21 protein-coding genes and 1 other annotated feature are annotated in these 20,848 nt (G+C 33.5%); of the genes, 20 read left to right on the top strand and 1 reads right to left on the bottom strand.

Annotation, left to right across the window (positions count from 1 at the left end):
• Positions 1 to 14: 14 nt before the first annotated feature.
• The 6 genes from spoVE to ftsZ all read left to right on the top strand — a co-directional run bounded on the left by spoVE (position 15) and on the right by ftsZ (position 7,340).
• A complete protein-coding gene (gene spoVE, locus CN692_RS03235) occupies positions 15 to 1,088 on the top strand; it encodes a stage V sporulation protein E (RefSeq protein WP_098117775.1) in 1,074 nt (357 codons plus the stop codon).
• A gap of 558 nt (positions 1,089 to 1,646) precedes the next feature.
• Positions 1,647 to 2,738 (top strand): undecaprenyldiphospho-muramoylpentapeptide beta-N-acetylglucosaminyltransferase, encoded by a 1,092-nt coding sequence (gene murG / locus CN692_RS03230; protein ID WP_098117634.1) that lies wholly within the window; start codon positions 1,647 to 1,649, stop codon positions 2,736 to 2,738.
• 76 nt (positions 2,739 to 2,814) lie between these two features.
• On the top strand, positions 2,815 to 3,723 hold the full coding sequence (murB, locus tag CN692_RS03225; RefSeq protein WP_098117633.1) for a UDP-N-acetylmuramate dehydrogenase: 909 nt from the start codon (positions 2,815 to 2,817) through the stop codon (positions 3,721 to 3,723).
• Between the two features lie 170 nt (positions 3,724 to 3,893).
• Positions 3,894 to 4,661, top strand: coding sequence for a cell division protein FtsQ/DivIB (locus tag CN692_RS03220; protein ID WP_098117632.1), 768 nt, complete (start codon positions 3,894 to 3,896; stop codon positions 4,659 to 4,661).
• Between the two features lie 223 nt (positions 4,662 to 4,884).
• Positions 4,885 to 6,165: a cell division protein FtsA gene (gene ftsA / locus CN692_RS03215; RefSeq protein WP_098117630.1), complete on the top strand. Its 1,281-nt coding sequence runs from the start codon at positions 4,885 to 4,887 to the stop codon at positions 6,163 to 6,165.
• A 35-nt stretch (positions 6,166 to 6,200) separates the two neighbouring features.
• Positions 6,201 to 7,340 carry a cell division protein FtsZ gene (gene ftsZ, locus CN692_RS03210; protein WP_098117628.1) on the top strand — a complete coding sequence of 380 codons (1,140 nt, stop codon included), beginning with the start codon at positions 6,201 to 6,203 and terminating at the stop codon, positions 7,338 to 7,340.
• 50 nt (positions 7,341 to 7,390) lie between these two features.
• Here ftsZ and CN692_RS03205 read toward each other — a convergent pair whose 3' ends face one another.
• Positions 7,391 to 8,032, bottom strand: coding sequence for a class I SAM-dependent methyltransferase (locus tag CN692_RS03205; protein ID WP_098117774.1), 642 nt, complete (start codon positions 8,030 to 8,032; stop codon positions 7,391 to 7,393).
• 247 nt (positions 8,033 to 8,279) lie between these two features.
• Between CN692_RS03205 and spoIIGA the strand changes: the two genes are divergently transcribed.
• The 14 genes from spoIIGA (at position 8,280) to CN692_RS03135 (ending at position 20,815) form a co-directional block, all read left to right on the top strand.
• Positions 8,280 to 9,185: a sigma-E processing peptidase SpoIIGA gene (spoIIGA, locus tag CN692_RS03200; RefSeq protein WP_257131712.1), complete on the top strand. Its 906-nt coding sequence runs from the start codon at positions 8,280 to 8,282 to the stop codon at positions 9,183 to 9,185.
• A gap of 10 nt (positions 9,186 to 9,195) precedes the next feature.
• Positions 9,196 to 9,915 (top strand): RNA polymerase sporulation sigma factor SigE, encoded by a 720-nt coding sequence (gene sigE / locus CN692_RS03195; RefSeq protein WP_056471072.1) that lies wholly within the window; start codon positions 9,196 to 9,198, stop codon positions 9,913 to 9,915.
• 185 nt (positions 9,916 to 10,100) lie between these two features.
• Complete coding sequence (gene sigG, locus CN692_RS03190) at positions 10,101 to 10,880, top strand: RNA polymerase sporulation sigma factor SigG (protein WP_056471070.1); 780 nt, start codon at positions 10,101 to 10,103, stop codon at positions 10,878 to 10,880.
• Between the two features lie 370 nt (positions 10,881 to 11,250).
• A complete protein-coding gene (locus CN692_RS03185) occupies positions 11,251 to 11,532 on the top strand; it encodes a YlmC/YmxH family sporulation protein (RefSeq protein ID WP_098117626.1) in 282 nt (93 codons plus the stop codon).
• A 119-nt stretch (positions 11,533 to 11,651) separates the two neighbouring features.
• The gene (pgeF, locus tag CN692_RS03180) at positions 11,652 to 12,476 is read left to right on the top strand and encodes a peptidoglycan editing factor PgeF (RefSeq protein WP_098117625.1); all 825 of its coding nucleotides are present in this window, start codon (positions 11,652 to 11,654) and stop codon (positions 12,474 to 12,476) included.
• 4 nt (positions 12,477 to 12,480) lie between these two features.
• Complete coding sequence (locus CN692_RS03175; protein ID WP_098117624.1) at positions 12,481 to 13,155, top strand: YggS family pyridoxal phosphate-dependent enzyme; 675 nt, start codon at positions 12,481 to 12,483, stop codon at positions 13,153 to 13,155.
• 4 nt (positions 13,156 to 13,159) lie between these two features.
• The gene (locus tag CN692_RS03170; RefSeq protein ID WP_098117623.1) at positions 13,160 to 13,663 is read left to right on the top strand and encodes a cell division protein SepF; all 504 of its coding nucleotides are present in this window, start codon (positions 13,160 to 13,162) and stop codon (positions 13,661 to 13,663) included.
• A gap of 4 nt (positions 13,664 to 13,667) precedes the next feature.
• A complete protein-coding gene (locus CN692_RS03165) occupies positions 13,668 to 13,928 on the top strand; it encodes a YggT family protein (RefSeq protein WP_098117622.1) in 261 nt (86 codons plus the stop codon).
• 68 nt (positions 13,929 to 13,996) lie between these two features.
• The gene (locus CN692_RS03160) at positions 13,997 to 14,770 is read left to right on the top strand and encodes a YlmH family RNA-binding protein (RefSeq protein WP_098117620.1); all 774 of its coding nucleotides are present in this window, start codon (positions 13,997 to 13,999) and stop codon (positions 14,768 to 14,770) included.
• 86 nt (positions 14,771 to 14,856) lie between these two features.
• The gene (locus CN692_RS03155) at positions 14,857 to 15,345 is read left to right on the top strand and encodes a DivIVA domain-containing protein (RefSeq protein WP_098117618.1); all 489 of its coding nucleotides are present in this window, start codon (positions 14,857 to 14,859) and stop codon (positions 15,343 to 15,345) included.
• Positions 15,346 to 15,400: 55 nt separating this feature from the next.
• Positions 15,401 to 15,624: a binding site (T-box leader), on the top strand.
• Positions 15,625 to 15,888: 264 nt separating this feature from the next.
• Entirely contained in the window at positions 15,889 to 18,645 is a 2,757-nt protein-coding gene (ileS, locus tag CN692_RS03150; RefSeq protein ID WP_098117616.1) for an isoleucine--tRNA ligase, read from the top strand.
• 168 nt (positions 18,646 to 18,813) lie between these two features.
• Positions 18,814 to 19,185, top strand: coding sequence for a hypothetical protein (locus CN692_RS03145; RefSeq protein WP_098117614.1), 372 nt, complete (start codon positions 18,814 to 18,816; stop codon positions 19,183 to 19,185).
• Positions 19,186 to 19,285: 100 nt separating this feature from the next.
• A complete protein-coding gene (locus tag CN692_RS03140; RefSeq protein WP_098117611.1) occupies positions 19,286 to 19,966 on the top strand; it encodes a CAP domain-containing protein in 681 nt (226 codons plus the stop codon).
• Between the two features lie 162 nt (positions 19,967 to 20,128).
• Positions 20,129 to 20,815 carry a CAP domain-containing protein gene (locus tag CN692_RS03135; RefSeq protein WP_179874358.1) on the top strand — a complete coding sequence of 229 codons (687 nt, stop codon included), beginning with the start codon at positions 20,129 to 20,131 and terminating at the stop codon, positions 20,813 to 20,815.
• The last annotated feature ends 33 nt before the right edge of the window (positions 20,816 to 20,848 follow it).

The raw sequence follows: 20,848 nt of genomic DNA, 5'->3' as shown, positions 1-20,848 counted from the left end.
AAAATAGTCCTGACATGATTCTTGTTCTAGTTACGCTATCATTATTAACAGTAGGTATGATTATGGTTTACAGTGCTAGTGCAATATGGGCATCTTATAAGTTTCATGATTCGTTCTTTTTTGCTAAGCGGCAATTACTATTTGCTGGGGTTGGAGTAATGGGGATGTTTGTAGTTTCAAATATTGACTACTGGCTTTTCAGAACACATGCAAAAAAAATATTAATCGCTTGTTTTATCTTGTTGGTACTTGTACTAGTTCCAGGAATTGGTTTAGTACGAGGTGGTGCACGAAGCTGGATCGGTATTGGTGCATTCTCTATTCAGCCTTCTGAGTTTATGAAGCTTGGTATGATGGTATTTCTATCAAAATATTTAGCTGATAATCAGAAGAATATTACTTCCTTTAAAAAAGGACTAGTACCGACATTAGGACTAGTATTCCTTGCATTTGGTTTAATTATGCTACAACCAGATTTAGGAACAGGCACTGTAATGGTAGGAACATGTGTAATTATAATATTTGTAGCCGGAGCAAGAATATCTCATTTTATGAGTTTAGGTATTGTCGGGGTTGCAGGTTTTGTTGCCTTGATTGCCTCTGCTCCTTATCGAATTAAAAGGATTACTTCATTTTTAGATCCATGGTCAGATCCATTAGGTACGGGATTTCAAATTATCCAATCGCTTTATGCAATTGGGCCAGGTGGATTATTCGGTTTAGGATTAGGACAAAGTAGACAGAAATTTATGTACTTACCAGAGCCACAAACTGACTTTATTTTCGCAATTCTATCAGAAGAGTTAGGATTTATTGGTGGATCTTTTGTCATTTTATTATTCTCTTTATTACTTTGGAGAGGGATTAGAATTGCCTTAAGTGCACCTGATTTATTCGGTACTTTTTTAGCGGTAGGAATTGTCTCAATGATTGCGATACAGGTAATGATTAACATAGGTGTTGTAATTGGTTTAATGCCTGTTACAGGGATTACATTACCATTTTTAAGCTATGGTGGTTCGTCATTAACCTTAATGTTATTAGCAGTTGGAGTATTATTGAATATTAGTAGACATGCTCGCTCTTAATAAGACCGACTAAAAATTGGAAAAAGGGGTTGTCCCATAAGTCAAAGCACTTATGAGACAACCTCTTTTTATTTGGTAGAGCGAATTGCAAAAGATCTCCAAGTGTAAGTGATTAACAGATTATTGATAAACCCGAACACTAAGTGAACTATATTGATAAAGCTGTGAACTCCGTTGATAAATCACTAATTCCCGTTGATATATTACAAGTTCTCGTTGATATATCACAAATCCTCGTTGATATAATACTAAAATAGGTTGCTATAGTACTTTTTAAGGTGATTCTATATTCAAACCAAACAATTATCCATGCAATACGCAGTAAACTTTGGAATAAAGTTATCTCTATTCAATAAAAAGTAAAAAAACCACAACTAATCCTCATTTTCTTGCGGATCCTTTATTAATTCATCACTATAACATTTGATTTCTGCCATTGAATCGTGAGTTTCTTTATTTTTAAAGAAAAAACAATTAGAATGATAGTGATAATATTGGTATAATAACTACTTAAACTGTTTTAAGTAATTTTATGTTTTGTAATTTAGGAGGATCTTTATGAAAATTTTAGTTAGTGGTGGGGGTACTGGTGGTCATATTTATCCAGCACTTGCGCTAATTAAAGAGTTAAAAAAACAAGATTCCAATGTAGAATGTTTATATGTTGGTACAGAAAATGGATTAGAAAAAGGAATTGTCTCTAAAGCAAACATACCTTTTAAATCTATTGTAATTACAGGATTCAAAAGAAGTTTATCACTAGAGAACTTTAAAACAATCTATCGATTCTTAAAAGGTGTATCAGATAGTAAAAAAATAATTCGTGAATTTAAACCGGATGTGGTTGTTGGTACGGGAGGATACGTTTGTGGACCTGTTGTTTATGCTGCAGCAAAACTCGGTATTCCAACAGTAATCCATGAACAAAATAGTATACCGGGGTTAACAAATAAGTTCTTAAATCGTTATGTAACCAAAGTTGCGATCTGTTTTGAAGAGGTTGCTGAATACTTTGATAAAGAAAAAGTAGTATTCACAGGTAACCCAAGAGCTTCTGAAGTACTTGGAAACTCGAACCCTACAGTACTGGAATCGTTAGGATTAGAATCAGGTAAACGTACTGTTCTAATTGTTGGTGGTTCTAGAGGAGCAAGACCGATTCATCAAGCTTTCCTAAAAAGTGTAAATCAATTAGGTGAAAAAGATTATCAAATGATTTATGTTACTGGAGAAGTACACTATGATTCTGTTATTGAGGAAGTAAATAAAGTCGGAAATCCAAGTAATGTGGTCGTTAAACCATTTTTACATAATATGCCGGAAGTTTTGAGAGAAGTAGACTTAGTTGTCTCAAGAGCAGGAGCTACTACTTTAGCAGAGTTAACCGCATTAGGAAAACCGAGTATATTAATACCAAGTCCGTATGTAACGAATAATCATCAAGAAGTAAATGCTAGGTCACTTGAGAAAAACGGTGCGGCAATTGTTATATTGGAAAAAAACTTTAATAGTGAATATTTAGTAAATGAAATTGAAAAAGTATTACTAAATCCTATTAAACTTGAAGAGATGAAAAATGCATCTTTACAAATTGGTGTACCGGATGCTGCAAAAAAACTTGTTAACGTATTAGAGGAAATAAGTAAGTAGAACTTGCACGAACAAGTTCGAAAAAAAATAAAAATGTATCAGAGGAAACTATAAGCTAAAGGGGGAAATAGAGCGAATGTTTGAATCAAAATTAAAGGAAGTATTAAATGACTCGAGTCTTCTAATAAATGAGCCTTTAGCAAATCATACGACGATGAAAATTGGAGGACCAGCGGAGTATTTGGTGATTCCAAAAACTGTGAATGAAATTAAAGAGATTATCAACCTTGCAAATGAACATGGAATTAATGTGACTGTGATCGGAAGAGGATCAAATTTACTTGTCTCAGATCAAGGTATTGAAGGTGTCGTAATTAAAGTAAGTGATTGCTTAGACCATATCGAAGTAGATGGAACAAAAGTAATTGTTGGTGCGGGGTATTCCGTTATTCGTTTAGCTACTCAATTAAGTAGAAAAGGTTTATCTGGATTAGAATTTGCAAGTGGTATTCCAGGTAGCGTTGGTGGCGGAGTCTATATGAATGCTGGCGCACACCAATCGGATTTCTCGAAAATTACAGCTAGAGCTCATATTTTATTTCCTGATGGAAAATTTGAATGGTTAACGAATGAAGAACTAGATTTTTCTTACCGAACTTCAGTTTTACAACATAAACGTAAAGGTTTCGTTATCGAAGCAGAACTTCAACTACAAGAAGGTTCGAAGGAAGCTTCAACTGCATTAATGCAAAAAAATAAAGACTATCGCAGAGAAACGCAACCTTGGAATTATCCATGTGCTGGTAGTATTTTCCGTAATCCACTACCTCAGTACGCTGGAAATTTAATTGAACGTGCAGAGTTAAAAGGTTATCAAATTGGTGGAGCTAAAGTTTCAGAAATGCATGGCAACTTTATCGTTAATGCTGGAAATGCTACTTCAAAAGACGTTCTTGACTTAATAGCATTCATCAAGAAAACTATATTAGAAAAATTTAATGTCCAACTTGAAACAGAAGTAGAAATAGTTGGGAAAAAATTGTAAGTTTCTTCTAAACTAACCAAATTATATGCTATAATTTACAATAGCATATGATGACCAAGATAGAATGGCATTCATTTGCTGTTCTATTTTTTATTATTCTTGAATTACTTCTAAAGCAAACGTAATGAAAAAGGAATTTTTAGTTGAACATTGATAATGGAGGCATAATTATGCAGGAAAATAAGATTATTAGTTTAGAAGACCGTGTGCCTGTTTTGCGTAATAAAAAACGTAAAAAAGTTAATATGCGATTACTTGTGACAATTCTTTTGTTTTTTTCTTTGCTTTTATGTGTATTGTATTTCCAAACATCAATTGGTTCAAAAATTAATTTAGTCATTAATGGTAATCATCTCTATTCTGATAAAGAAATTGAAAAATTAGCCGATTTAAGCATTAATGATAACTTTTTGACAATTAGATCTAGGCTGGTTGAAGAAAGACTTGAAAGCCAAAATACAATTCGAACAGTTGTCGTGCATAAGCGATTCCCAAACAAAGTTGAAATCGACGTAAAAGAATTTCAACCAGTAGGACAGGCTATATTCAACGGGAAAAAACATTTGTTATTAGAAAGTGGCGTACTTATTGAAGCAAAAAATTCACTAGGAAATACGATCGTTCCCGAATTAATTGGTTGGAAACAAGGTGATGAACTACAGGAAATGGCTGCAGAATTGAAAAAAATGCCATCGAGCATATTTCATTCAATTTCTGAAATAGATTATACGCCAAGTAGTGATGACCCATTATTAATTACACTCTTTACGAATGAAGGGTATGAAGTCAAAACTACCATAAGAAAATTCTCTAATAAGATGTCAAACTACCCACTAATTTTAAAGTCAATACCTAAAGATCAAAAAGGGGTAATACACTTAGAAGTTGGAGCGTACTTTTCACCTTATAGTGCAGATAGTGAAAATGGCTCAAATTAGCCTTTTATAATTAGTAAAATGTACGTTCAAGTCTTTTTTATCTTTTTATGTTAGTGTAGACTAGTAGTTAATAAAGAATGATGAAAAAAATTAAAAAGATTATGAAAAATCAAAATTAAAAAAGAGGAAAAACCCTGTAAATGTTGAATAGATGTCATATATGATATTAAAGAATGAATTGATGTTCGATTATAATAGATAGAGAGAAAAAGGAGGTGCCATCATGAACAGCAATGAGATCTATGTGAGTCTTGACGTTGGAACTTCAACAATAAAAGTAATCATAGGAGAACTAGTTAACGACACTCTTAATATTATTGGAGTGGGGAATGTTAAATCTTCTGGATTAAAACGTGGATCAATAGTTGATATAGATGAAACAGTCAAATCAATCAAAAAAGCAATTGATCAAGCAGAAAGAATGGTTGGCATTCATATTGACAAAGTAATTGTAGGGGTTAGTGCTAATCAAGTGCAGTTAATTAGTACTAACGGCGTAGTCGCAGTTTCGAAGGAAAATAAAGAAATTGACAATGAAGATGTTTTAAGGGTAATGGATCAGGCTCAAGTAATCTCAATACCACCTGAAAGAGAAATTATCGATGTTGTTCCACATGAATACATTGTAGATGGCCTTTCTGAGGTAAAAGACCCAAGAGGAATGATTGGTGTACGACTTGAGATGGAGGGTACATTAATTACCGGTTCGAGAACACTTGTACATAATATACTTCGTTGTGTCGAAAGAGCGGGGTTAGAAGTAACTGATATATGTCTACAACCTATGGCTGCAAGTACGATCGCATTAAAGCAGGATGAGAAAAATTTAGGTGTGGCACTAGTTGATATTGGTGGAGGTTCAACTTCAATTTCTCTTTTTAGAGAAGGCGTTTTGATAGCGACTTCGGTTTTACCAGTTGGAGGAGAACATATTACAAAAGATATATCAATCGGTCTTAAGACATCCACAGAAGATGCTGAAAAAATTAAAGTGAAATTCGGACATGCTTTTTATGATACTGCATTATCCGAAGAAGTACTTAGTGTACCAATCATGGGCAGTGAGCAGCATCAACAATTCAGTCAGCAAGAAATTTCTGACATAATTGAAGCTAGATTAGAAGAAATCTTCATAATGGTTCAAAATGAACTTGTAAGAATGAGAGGTAACAATTTACCAGGTGGTTTTGTACTAACTGGAGGAACTGTTACAATGACAGGTGTAATCGATCTAGCTCAAAAAGTATTTAAAAATAATGTAAGGGTAGCTACACCAGACTATATCGGTGTTAGAGAACCACAATACATTACTGGTGTTGGATTAATTAAGTATGCTTTTTATAAATCAAAAATGCGTGGCAAAAAACTTAGCTCTAATATTGCATTTGAATCAAATGAACGAAAACCTGTGGCTGTTTCAAATTCAAATACAAAACCAAAACAGCAGGATGAAGAGCGCGTCATGAGTAAAGTTAAAAGCATTTTTAAATATTTATGGGATTAAATTTGTGATGAATTTGAAAAGTAGGGGGATCAATCATGTTAGATTTTGATACAAATGTAGATGCTTTAGCAAAAATAAAAGTAATTGGTGTAGGTGGAGGCGGAAATAACGCTGTAAACCGAATGATTGAACATGGAGTACAAGGTGTAGACTTTATTGCAGTTAATACTGATGCGCAAGCTCTTAATCTATCAAAAGCTGAAGTTAAAATGCAAATTGGTGGCAAGCTTACTCGTGGTTTAGGTGCTGGTGCTAATCCAGAGGTTGGTAAAAAAGCGGCAGAAGAAAGTAGAGAACAATTACAAGAAGCTCTTAAAGGAGCAGACATGGTATTCGTCACTGCTGGAATGGGCGGTGGTACAGGAACAGGTGCAGCTCCAGTAATTGCACAAGTAGCAAAAGAATTAGGTGCATTAACTGTAGGTGTAGTTACTCGTCCATTTACATTTGAAGGTAGAAAGCGTTCAACTCAAGCAGCTACAGGAATCGCTGCAATGAAAGAAAGCGTTGATACGTTAATCGTTATTCCTAATGACCGATTATTAGAAATCGTTGACCGCAACACGCCAATGCTAGAAGCATTCCGCGAAGCGGATAATGTACTTCGTCAAGGGGTTCAAGGTATTTCTGACTTAATCGCTGTTCCGGGATTAATCAATCTTGACTTTGCAGATGTTAAGACAATTATGTCAAATAAAGGTTCTGCATTAATGGGAATCGGTGTTGCTGGTGGTGAAAACCGTGCAGCTGAAGCAGCTAAAAAAGCTATTTCAAGTCCATTACTTGAAACTTCGATTAATGGAGCACAAGGTGTATTGATGAATATTACTGGTGGTTCGAACTTAAGTTTATATGAAGTACAAGAAGCTGCAGATATCGTATCAACTGCATGTGATGCAGAAGTAAATATGATTTTCGGTTCTGTAATCAATGAAAGCTTAAAAGATGAAATTATCGTTACGGTAATTGCGACTGGCTTTGAAGGTGTAATTACAACGCCTACTCCAAAACCAATGGCAAGACCAACAATTTCAACACCAACTCAAACTTCTCAGCCTACTATTAAACGTGAACCAATTCGCGAAGAAGTTCCAGTTGTTGAAACGACTAAAAATATAACTAGTCTTGATGACTTAGATATTCCAGCGTTCTTACGTAACCGTAAAAGACGCTAATAAAAGCAATAAAAAACCAAGATAAGATCAATCTCTTATCTTGGTTTTTTTTATTCTTTCGAATAGTGTAACTGTAAAGTATTTACATCACTAAAGACACTTTTAAACTTCTCGCTACACCCTTTAGGGAATAATACACCGAGACCATGAGAGTGTGTAAACTCAAAAGAGGGATGCTGTTGTCTTATCTCTTCCCAAAATTTATAAACACCAAAATCTTGTAATCTAACTTCTGTATCATGTATTAGTACAATTCCTTCCTTCGCTAACTTTGGAAGCCAAGTTGTGTAATCATGTGATACAGCCTCATAAGTATGAAATCCATCGATATGGAGAATATCAATTGTTTCGTCTTCAAAATTTTTTATTGCAGTATCAAAAGAAGAACGTAGCATTTTAGCTTCTTTTTGATAATAATTTTGAACGACTTCATACACTGTATTATAGACTTCATCATTATATAAACCACTATGCAAATCACCTTGCCAACTATCAATCGCAAAACATTCACTTGATATATTATTGTTTTTCACACTTTGACAAAAACAGAAAAAAGAAAAACCGTAATGAGTCCCTAATTCTACAATTTTTTTAGGATTTACAAATTGGACTAGATCGTAAGCAAATTTAGCATGGCCTTTCCAAGCTGAGTGTTCTCTAATTGCGGGATTAGTTTGATTAAACTCGAACATTGGAGAATTAAATATCCATTTAACCAAATCCTCACTCCTTTATCAGGCAGGCTTAAGAGAAAGAACGTGTATAGGGGATAAGTAGGCAAAGAATATCATATTTCACCTTGCCGTTCTAATCAAGATTTCGTAGTTTTATTGTCGAAAAACTCTTCAATGAATATTCCTTTTTTTGACAGACTTCTTACCGTGCTCATCCTATACTTACATATAATGAATATTCTATAGAGGATGGCGAACAAAATTGGTGATATATGGTGATCTTGTTTGGTTATTAAACTTGTTAATGGACTTCTTGATTATTCAGTTGACAGGCTTAATTCTAAAAAGAAATGTATCTATTTTTCGTTCACTGTTAGGGGCATTACTCGGGTCCATCGTTGTTTTAATGACGTTTACTCAATATGCATATGTAGTAGGTTCACCCTTTATGAAAATATTATTATCATTTTTCATCGTATTTTCTGCATTCGGGCGTCAACGAATTATTACATTTTTACAGTTATTGAGTATCTTCTATTTTTCTACATTCGTATTAGGTGGTGTATTGCTAGGCCTGCATTATTTATTTGCAACTAATTCTTCCAATTTAACGAAAACATCTTTTTACGGTGATCCAGTAAGTTGGTATTTTGTAATTGGTATGTTACCAATCGTAATACTTTACGCAAGGAAATCAATTAATCAAATTTCGTTTACAAAATGGAAATTGAATGAAATGTATGAAATGGAAATTGTATGGCGCAATACTTCGATCAAAATAAGAGGATTAATGGATAGTGGGAATTCACTTCATGAACCACTATCAAGGAAACCAGTCATCATTTTAGATTGTTCAACAAATGATTATGGCCTACCAACAGAGTTAGTGAAATTAGTAAGAGATTCTGCAAGTTCATTACATAATACTGAAGCACTAGACGTTTTAAGTTTCTTTCAAGGAACCTATATACCTTACAAAAGTATCGGTCAAAGTAATCAATTCCTCATCGCTATTAAACCTACAGTTGTAAAATTGAAAATTAATGGGAAATGGTATTCAACAAGATCGGTTTTAGTTGGATTGAGTCATGTTACTTTGTCATCAGACAATTTATATGAATGTATCCTTCATCCAAAAATGATGCAAGGAACAATTAATGAAATTGCATAGGAGGTAGAAAATGAATCGATTTTTCTTAAAACTTAAATTGGGTCTTTATAAGCTCTTAGTGAAACTTGGTTTGAAAGCAGATGAAGTTTACTATATTGGAGGAAGCGAAGCATTACCACCTCCATTGACAAGAGAAGAAGAAGAAAAACTATTGCAGAAACTTCCAAATGGAGATTTAGGCGCAAGATCACTATTAATTGAAAGAAATTTAAGATTAGTTGTTTATATCGCAAGAAAATTTGAAAATACTGGCATTAATATCGAAGACCTCATTAGTATTGGTACAATTGGACTTATAAAAGCCGTAAATACTTTTAATCCAGAAAAGAAAATTAAATTAGCAACATATGCTTCAAGATGTATCGAAAACGAAATATTGATGCATTTACGCCGAAACAATAAAAATCGTTCTGAAGTATCGTTTGATGAACCATTAAACATCGATTGGGATGGAAATGAATTATTACTTTCAGACGTATTAGGGACTGAAGACGATATAATTACGAAGGATTTAGAAGCGAATGTTGATAAGTCATTATTAACAAAGGCATTAGATCAATTAAATGATCGCGAAAAACAAATAATGGAATTACGATTTGGACTGGATGGAACCGAAGAAAAAACACAAAAAGATGTAGCTGATATGCTTGGGATATCGCAGTCTTATATTTCCAGATTAGAAAAACGAATCATTAAAAGACTTCGAAAAGAGTTTAATAAAATGGTTTAAAGTAAAAACCGATTAGAATGAGTCTATACTCATTCTAATCGGTTTTTTAGCGATGATCGTGACGATTAATAATAATCATTTTAAACAAAAATTTATTATTTTTGTATATTTTTTTTCGTGCATAAATTTTCCACCGAAGGAGATACTTACCTATAGTACAGCAACTCCAAGTAGGAGGGAACATCATGACACGAAACAAAGTAGAAATTTGCGGTGTAGATACATCAAAGCTTCCAGTTTTAAAGAATGATGAGATGCGTAAGTTATTTCATGCAATGCAAAGCGGTGACAGAAGCGCAAGAGAAACGATCGTAAATGGAAACTTACGACTGGTACTCAGTGTAATTCAGCGTTTTAATAATCGCGGAGAATTTGTGGATGACTTATTTCAAGTAGGTTGTATTGGCCTTATGAAGTCTATTGATAATTTTGATTTAAGCCAAAATGTAAAATTTTCGACGTATGCTGTACCGATGATTATTGGTGAAATTAGAAGATATTTAAGGGATAATAACCCAATAAGAGTGTCTAGGTCATTAAGAGACATTGCTTATAAAGCATTACAAGTAAGAGAACGTTTATTAGCAGAGAATTCAAAAGAACCAACTCCTGTTCAAATTGCAGAAGTATTAGGCGTAACACATGAAGAAATCGTATTCGCACTAGATGCAATTCAAGATCCAGTTTCGTTATTTGAACCTATATATAATGATGGCGGAGATCCTATTTTTGTAATGGATCAGCTAAGTGATGATAAAAATAAGGACGAGCAATGGGTTGAAGAACTAGCACTACGTGAAGGAATGAAGCGATTAAACGATCGCGAAAAAATGATTATTAGTAAAAGATTTTTCCAAGGAAAAACACAAATGGAAGTCGCAGAAGAAATAGGAATCTCACAAGCACAAGTTTCAAGACTGGAAAAATCAGCGATAAAACAAATGAATAAAAATATTCAAGGATAACGAAAAGCGGAGGCGACTGTTCAGCCCCGAAAAGCATAAGTCAAAGACCGAGGAAAGTTGCCTTTTACTTTCATCGGGCTTCGACTAATGACCACGAGGGGCTAGGAGCCGTAGCTAGACATCGTAAATACATCTTTTTCTTAGAAAAAATTAGCAATAATACTTAATGAAATACTATTCCAATCAATAATAAAATCTCAATAATCCAATAACTAAATAATTAGTTAAGCTGGAAGACTGATTTTAAGATATTAATGTGTTAGACAATGAATGAGCCTAAAAACAACATTGTCTAACACATTTTTATTTTAAATTTATCATGATGTTTGGCCTTTACCTCATATATTTATAAAAAGGATGGTGAAGTAAAATGGCCAGAATTTCAGATTTTCAAGTTAAGGATGTAGTGAATGTTGCTGATGGAAAGAAACTAGGTAATATTGTTGATTTAGATATCGATCAGGTGAATGGAAAAATTACTTCGATTGTTTTAACAAAGCCGGGAAAAGGTTTGAATTTTTTTAGTAAAGAAGAAGAAATGATCATTTATTGGAAAGATATTGTAAAGATTGGCGAAGATGTCATTCTAGTAAAATACCGTTCAACTGTAGATTTAGAAGAAAATCTAGAAAGTCCGGTAAAATTCACATAAAAAAATAAGCGTGTTTTCTCAAAAACAATCAAAATTGTGAAATCTATGGTAAAATATAGGAAACCATTAAGTGGTTTACATATATATTTACTAAAATAGTTTTGTGAGGTCTTAATAATATGAGAGAGAGTTTTATTCAATCAACTGAAGGTACTTTTAAGATTCAACCTTGGGAAGACTCATATAAACATTTAGTTGCAGGGTTTACAACAAAAAATGATGGAGTTAGCCAAGGTTGTTTCTCTTCTTTTAATCTTGGGTTACATGTAAATGACGTAAAGGATGTAGTAGTTGAAAATAGAGAAATCCTTGCGCAAAAACTTAAACTTTCAACGACGAAATGGGTTTGTTCGGAACAAGTCCATGGGAACAACGTTGTAAAAGTAACAAAAAACGATTGTGGTAAAGGCGTTACTGATTACGAAAGCGGCATACCAACGACTGATGGTTTTTATACTAACGAAGAAGATATACTATTGACTTCTTGCTATGCAGATTGTGTACCATTATATTTTCTTGATCCAACAAGTAAATTTATTGGTTTAGCACATGCAGGATGGAAAGGCACAGTGCAAAATATTGGCGGTCGTTTAATTGAAAAATGGATCACTGAAGAAAACATACAACTAAAAAATATCCATGTTGCAATAGGTCCATCAATAGGTGATTGTTGTTATGAAGTGGATGATTTTGTAATGAATAAAGTTAATGATGCTTTTGAACAAAATATACCAGGTAATATTTTAACCACTTTACATAACGGGAAATTTAAATTGAATTTAAAAGAAGCAAACAAACAATTACTCATTAAATCGGGCATTAGTGAAGAGAATATTAGTATGACGAATTATTGTACAAGCTGTAACCCGGACACTTTTTTTTCACATCGTAGAGATGGTGGGAAAACTGGAAGAATGATGAGTTATATTGGTTGGAGGAAATAACATCATGACAGTCAAACAAAATTATGAACGCATTAGCGAACAAATAAATGCAGCTAAGGCTAGAGCTAATCGAAACGATGAAGTCACGCTAATTGCAGTGACGAAACAAGTGAGTGCAGATGTAGCTAAGGAAGCAATCGCTGCAGGGATTCATCAATTAGGAGAAAACCGTTTTGAAGGTCTGCAAGATAAACAGGATCAAATCCAAAATGACGTTGTTTGGCACTTTATAGGTTCTCTTCAAACAAGAAAAGTAAAAGATATCATACATACTATCGATTACTTACATTCCTTAGATCGTTTATCTTTAGCAGAAGAGATTCAAAAAAGAGCAACTGTACCATTAAAATGCTTTTTACAGGTAAATGTATCAGGAGAAGAATCAAAGCATGGTATTGCGCCAGGTGATGTGATTGATTTTGCTAGGCAACTCTCTGAATTTGATAAAATCCAAGTTGTAGGGCTAATGACAATGGCACCATTCACTGAGGATGAAGGTATCATAAGAAGTAGTTTCAAAGGATTAAAGCAATTACAGGAAAAAGTACAAAATTTACATATTACTAATATTCCATGTTCTGAATTATCAATGGGTATGTCTAATGATTTTGAAATAGCAATCGAAGAAGGTGCTACATTCATAAGAATTGGTACTGATTTAGTAGGAAAGGGAAGATAAAGAGATGAGTATTATTGGAAAAGTAAAAAACTTTTTTGCAATGGAAGAAGAATATGAAGATGATTATGATTATGAATACGAAGAACAGCAACAACAACAGCAGCAGCAAAACCAACAACAGCAGCAAAACCAACAACAAACGTCTAAACATGCGCGTGAGGACTTTAATCATGATCGAAATGCATCAAAGCAAAAATTAGTAAGTTTACCAGGAGGAGCTTCATTGACGTCAAAAGTTGTATTAGCGCAACCTCGTGAATATGCAGAAGCACAAGATGTTGCAGATCATTTGAGAGCTAAAAAAGCTGTTGTAATAAATTTACAACAAATGCAAATCGATCAAGCTAAACGCTTTGTTGATTTCTTAAGTGGTACAGTTTATGCGATCAGCGGAGATATTAAAAAAATAGGAACGAATACATTTATTTGTACACCTGATAATATTGATATCTCTGGAACAATTACAGATATGTTATTTGAGGAAGACAATTCCATTAAAAGGTGGTAATTAAATGGACTTTGTATTAAATATAGTAATACAGTTAATTGGGCTATATAGAATTATTATCATAATTCATATTCTACTTTCATGGTTTCCTCAAATTAGACAAACTGGTTTTGGAAGATTTATCGGAATGTTAGCAGAACCTTATTTAGAGCCATTCCGTCGAATAATACCTACAATTGGAATGTTTGATTTTTCTCCAATTGTGGCATTTATAGCGCTTAATTTTGCCATTGACGGAATAAGACAAATTCAAGCATTCTTCTAAAAAGAGAATCTAACAGGTTCTCTTTTTTTATTAATAATGACAGTTTAATGAAAAAGAGGATCACATTTATGAGTATTTATGATCACTATCGCAAAGAAGAACATGTTTTCGTAGACCAAGTGCTAAGTTGGAAAGAACAAGTAATCGAACGCTATTCAATAAAGTTAACCGATTTTCTCGATTTAAGGGAACAAGCGATTTTGCAATCAGTTATTGGAAACCAAGCAGATTGTCATGTCGCATTTTATGGTGGACGTTTAGATAGTGAACGAAAACGTGCAATTATTTACCCAAGCTACTACACGCCAGAAGAAGAAGATTATTCTTTAGAAGCATTTGAGTTAAATTATGCAACTAAATTTCATACATTATCCCATCGACAAGTACTAGGTACATTAATGTCATTAGGGATAACTAGAGGGAAATTTGGTGATATTTTAATAAAAAATGATAAAATCCAATTAATAGTTGCGGAAGAAATTGCAAGTTTTGTAGAAAATAACTTTAATTCTGTAGGAAAGTCGCCGATTAAATTAATGGGAATTTCATTTAAAGAGCTGATTGAATCAGATGATAATTGGCAAACTAGTAATGGAACTGTATCGTCATTACGATTAGATGTTTTATTAAGTGAGTTTTATAATATATCAAGGCAAAAAGCTCAAATGCTTATAAAAGCTGGGCATGTAAAAGTAAATCAGCGAATCATTGATTCTACATCATTCATATGTGAAGAAGGAGATTTGTTTTCAGTTAAAGGCTTTGGAAGAGGCATGTTACAATCAATTGACGGCTTGTCAAAAAAGGAAAAATGGCGGATAAACTACGGGGTTAAAAAATAGCTCAGAAATTGTAGAAGGAAAAACGTAGAAACTGTCGAAAATTTATTATAACCTATTAATAAAGAACTTACATGGAGGTGGCTTAATTGCCTTTAACACCACTTGATATTCATAATAAAGAATTTGGCAAAAGTTTTCGTGGTTATGACGAAGACGAAGTGAATGAGTTTTTAGATCAAGTTATTAAAGATTATGAATTAGTTATTCGTGAGAAGAAACAGTTAGATGAACAAATTCTTGATATGAAAGAAAGATTAAAGCATTTTTCTACGATAGAAGAAACTTTAAATAAGTCGATTTTGATTGCCCAAGAAGCTGCTGAAGATGTTAAAGGTAGTGCTCAGAAAGAAGCTAAATTGATTATTAAAGAAGCAGAAAAGAATGCTGATCGTATTATCAATGAAGCTTTAATTAAATCTAGAAAAGTCACAATGGAGTTTGAAGAACTTAAAAAACAATCGAAAGTTTTCCGAACACGTTTAAGAATGGCAATTGAAACTCAATTAGAAATGTTAGGTCATGAAGATTGGGATCATATTTTAGATGAAAAAGAAACAGAAGAAATTGCAAACTAGTCTCATAAGCCTTGACGATTTCTAAAGTTTTACATATAATTTATTAGATATTAATTGTAAATCGGTGATAGGGAAGAGTACTTCTATAAAACTAGTTAGCGAGTCAAGGACAGTGTAAGCTTGATCTAGAATTTAGGAGGAAAATCACCCTAGAGTGCTTTTCTGAACTTAAGTAAGAAAAGACGTGTCATTCACGTTACGGATGCTAAGAGGACAATAAAGAATAATTTTTTATTGTCAATTAGGGTGGTACCACGGGAAACCTTTCTCGTCCCTTTTTTGGGATGCGAAAGGTTTTTTTGTATTCATCAACGATTTATTTTACATATTTAAAATCCATCAAATTGAAACGAAAGCTTTAAATTAATACATTTGAAGCTTTCATAAATAGATGATTCCACTAATAAAAGGCGGGTAAGATGGATACAATGCGTTAATGTGGAATTTAAAATGCTAAACAAGCTAGTAAAACCTATTAGGAAATATATTAATAAACTAGCTTTTAGATACAACTTTGAAATAGTTAATAATGGAGGAAAGCAAATGGAATACAAAGATACGTTACTTATGCCAAAAACTGAATTTCCAATGAGAGGAAATTTACCTCAACGTGAGCCTCAAATTCAAGACGAATGGAACAAGAAAGATCTTTATGCAACTGTACAAAAGCATAACGAAGGAAAGCCTTCATTTATTTTACATGACGGACCGCCTTATGCAAATGGTGATCTTCATATGGGACATGCACTTAATAAAGTTCTAAAGGATTTCATTGTTCGTTTTTATAATATGAATGGATATCGTTCTCCTTATGTTCCAGGTTGGGATACACATGGTTTACCAATTGAACAAGCTTTAGCAAATAAAAAAGTAAATCGTAAAGAAATGTCAGTAGCAGAATTCCGTAAACTTTGTGAGGAATATGCTTACGAGCAAGTAGAACGCCAAAAAGAGCAATTCAAACGTTTAGGGATTTTAGGAGATTGGGACCGCCCATATATTACTCTTGAAAAAGAATATGAAGCTGAACAAATTAAAGTATTTGGTAAAATGGCTACTAAGGGATTAATCTACAAAGGTCTAAAACCGGTATATTGGTCTCCTTCTAGTGAGTCAGCATTAGCAGAAGCAGAAATCGAATACCAAGATAAACGCTCTGCATCAATCTATGTTGCATTTGCTGTTGAAAATGGTAAAGATGTTTTAAATGGTGGAGAGAAGTTCATTATTTGGACAACAACACCTTGGACAATTCCAGCTAACTTAGCTGTATGTTTACACCCTGAATTAAGCTATGATGTAGTTGCTGTAAACGGTGATAAATTTGTCGTTGCTAGTGAATTAAGAGAATCTGTAGCAACAGAATTAGGATGGGAAGATGCGGTAGTTGAAAAGTCATTCAAAGGTTCTGAGCTAGAAGGCATCGTATGTAAACATCCTTTATATGATCGTAATTCAGTCGTAATTTTAGGGGATCATGTAACAACTGACGCTGGAACGGGTTGTGTTCATACAGCTCCTGGTCATGGTGAAGATGACTTCCGTGTTGGACAGCAATATGGTCTAGATGTACTTTGTCCAGTAGATGAAAAAGGTGTTCTAACTAAAGAAGCTCCTGGCTTTGAAGGTTTATTCTATGATGCAGCAAATAAAGAAATTACAAATGCATTAGAAGAAAAAGGCGCTTTATTAAAATTACAATTTATCACACACTCATATCCACATGACTGGAGAACGAAAAAACCAATCATTTTCCGTGCAACTGCACAATGGTTTGCATCAATTGAAGCAATTCGTGATCAATTAATGCAAGCTGTTCAAGATACTAAATGGTTCCCAAATTGGGGGGAAACTCGTCTATTCAACATGGTTCGTGATCGTGGAGATTGGTGTATTTCACGTCAACGTGTATGGGGAGTACCAATTCCAGTATTTTATGCTGAAGATGGAGAAGCAATTATTACTGAAGAAACAATTGAACACGTTTCGAACATATTTAAAGAGAATGGCTCAAATATTTGGTTTGAAAAAGAAGCGAAAGAATTATTGCCAGAAGGCTTTACACATCCTGGTTCACCGAATGGTAAATTTACTAAAGAAAAAGATATCATGGATGTATGGTTCGATAGTGGTTCGTCACATCAAGCTGTCCTAAATACTCGTGAAGAATTATCTTTCCCAGCAGATATTTACTTAGAGGGATCTGACCAATACCGTGGTTGGTTTAACTCATCTTTAAGTACTAGTGTTGCTGTAACAGGTCAAGCACCTTATAAAGCTGTAGTAAGCCATGGTTTCGTTTTAGACGGTGAAGGTCGTAAAATGAGTAAATCAATCGGTAACATCGTTTTACCATCAAAAATTATGAATCAATATGGTTCAGATATTTTACGTCTATGGGTAGCTTCTGTAGACTATCAATCAGATGTACGAGTTTCAGATGCATTAATGAAGCAAGTAGCTGAAGTATACCGTAAAATCCGTAATACTTTCCGTTTCTTATTAGGAAACTTAGATGGATTTAACGCAGACCAAGATGCTTTAAAATATGAAGAACTACGTGAATTAGATCAATATATGTTAGTTAAATTAAACAATGTAGTTAAAACTGTTCGTGAATCATATGAGAAATACGAATTCGCTAACGTTTATCATACAATTCAAAACTTCTGTACGACAGATTTAAGCTCATTCTATTTTGATCTATCGAAAGATGTTTTATATATTGAGCCAAAATCAAATAAAGATCGTTTAGCAATTCAAACAGTGTTACATGAGTCATTACAAGCACTAACTCGTTTAGTGGCACCAATTTTACCTCATACAGCAGAAGAAGTTTGGTCTCATATGGCAGGTACAACAGTTGATAGTATTTTCTTAACTGAAATGCCAAATGTTAAAGATTTTGGAGACACTCAAAGCTTAGAAGCTAAGTGGGAAAAATTCATGGATTTACGTGATGATGTATTAAAAGCACTAGAAGTAGCTCGTAACGAAAAAGTAATCGGTAAATCGTTAACTGCTGCAGTAACAATTTATCCAAATGCAGAAGTAGCTGAGCTATTAAATTCAATTCATGAAGACTTCAAACAATTATTAATCGTTTCTCATGTAGAAGTTGCAGATCAAAACGAACAAGCACCTGAATCAGCACAAAAATTCGATACATTAAGTATTGTAGTAACACCTGCTAGTGGTGAAACATGTGAACGTTGTTGGGTTGTAACTGAAGAAGTAGGAAAAGATGAAGCTCATCCTACATTATGCTTACGTTGTGCAAGTGTTGTAAAAGATATGTAAAAAGAAGAGTTGCCTGAGGCACTTAATGAAAGAGTCGAATTTTTTCGGCTCTTTTTATCTATTTGTCGATTACCTCAACCATAAATAATGTTTTACAAATTTGTAAATGTGGGTGTATTAGTGTATTGTATGTATAGTTAGTTGAAAAAATCAAATGAGGGATATATTATGAATTATAAAAATAATCCGAATTGGGATAAATTAACTGATTTAATGAAAAAAAGAATTGAATTAAGAGAAAAAGGATATAGCTATCAAGAAATAGCAGACCTAGAGCATAAAAGTCGATCAAGTATTCAACAAAGTATTAAACGTTCATATTTCCTTTTAGGTATAAAGGAACCGGATATTAAAGGGATCCTTAAAAAAGAAATTGACAAGACCGTTGATATTGATGGTATTCGAAATCAAATGCTTGAGGAATTTAATAAACAAGGAATAAGAGAATTTATAAAAGAAATCGTCAAAAGAGATGATGTAAAAGAAATATTGAAAGAAGAATTTAAAAAAGAATTAGATGAAGAAAAGGATGATCGATAGTAAAATCTTCCTTTTTTATTTTTTGCATTGTATGTATGTATGTGTTGTTGTATTATTAGTTTTGTAAGCGGCACACAAAAAAAGAATTGGGGGAAACAATTTGAAAAATACATTCAAAAAGGTAACTCAAACAGTTTTAGGAATCGCGGTAGCATTACCAATGGTTATTGGAATAGGAGCGACAAATGCAGGTGCAACTTCAGGAGCAGTTACAGCTACAAAATTGTCAGTAAAAGAAAGACCATCGAATAGTTCAAAAACAGTTGGATACCTTGCTAAAAATCAAAAAATTAACTACTCAGGCTACAATAGCACTTATGTAAAAGTTAATTATAAAGGGAAAACAAGATATATTCTTAAAAAATACGTAAAATATGTTCCACCAGTAAAATCAACTACACCTCCTAACTCAACAACGTCATCTAAACCGAGCACACCGCCAAGTACAAATGCCTCGATCGAACAACAAATTTTAGATTTAGTAAATATCGAGCGTGGTAAAGGCGGATTAAAGCCACTAACACTATCGAGCTATTTAAACGGGACAGCACAAAACTGGTCACAAACGATGAGTAATGCACACAGTATGTATCATTCCACTTTAGACTTTAAAGGTGGCTATAAAGGGGAAAATATTGCACAAGGGCAAACGGCAGCAAAAGAAGTTATGACTGATTGGATCAACTCACCAGGACATAGAGCGAATATTATGAGCGCTAACTTTAAACAACTTGGGGTAGGTAAAGTAGGAACATATTGGACACAACAATTTACGGACTGATGAATAACAAAAGTGAAATTCAAGTAATTTTGTGAAATTAGAAAAGAAAAAGGAAGATTGATAGTAAAATCTTCCTTTTTAAAATATTTATTGTGTATGTATGTATTGATGTATTATTGGTTTTGTAAGCGGCACACAAAAAACGAATTGGGGGAAAACAATTTGAAAAATACATTCAAAAAGGTAACTCAAACAGTTTTAGGAATCGCAGTAGCATTACCAATGGTTATTGGAATAGGAGCGACAAATGCAGGTGCAACTTCAGGAGCAGTTACAGCTACAAAATTGTCAGTAAAAGAAAGACCATCAAATAGTTCAAAAACAGTTGGATACCTTGCTAAAAATCAAAAAATAAACTATTCAGGCTACAATAGCACTTATGTAAAAGTTAATTACAAAGGTAAAACAAGATACATCCTTAAAAAATACGTAAAATATGTTCCACCAGTAAAATCAACATCAACTACACCTCTTAACTCAACAACGTCATCTAAACCAAACACACCACCAAGTACGAATGCCTCGATCGAACAACAAATTTTAGATTTAGTAAATATCGAGCGTGGTAAAGGCGGATTAAAGCCACTAACACTATCGAGCTATTTAAACGGGACAGCACAAAACTGGTCTCAAACGATGAGTAATGCACACAGTATGTATCATTCCACTTTAGATTTTAAAGGTGGCTATAAAGGTGAAAACATTGCACAAGGTCAAACGACAGCAAAAGAAGTTATGACTGATTGGATGAACTCACCAGGACATAGAGCGAATATTATGAGTGCTAACTTTAAACAACTTGGTGTAGGTAAAGTAGGAACTTATTGGACACAACAATTTACAGACTGATTTGTTGGTAGGAAGAGTTAGTTAGAAAAGAAA

It is taken from the genome of Bacillus sp. AFS002410, from assembly GCF_002556365.1.
In the GTDB taxonomy this organism is placed as follows: Bacteria; Bacillota; Bacilli; order Bacillales; family Bacillaceae_G; genus Gottfriedia.
This window is presented reverse-complemented; position numbering and strand designations above follow the sequence as displayed.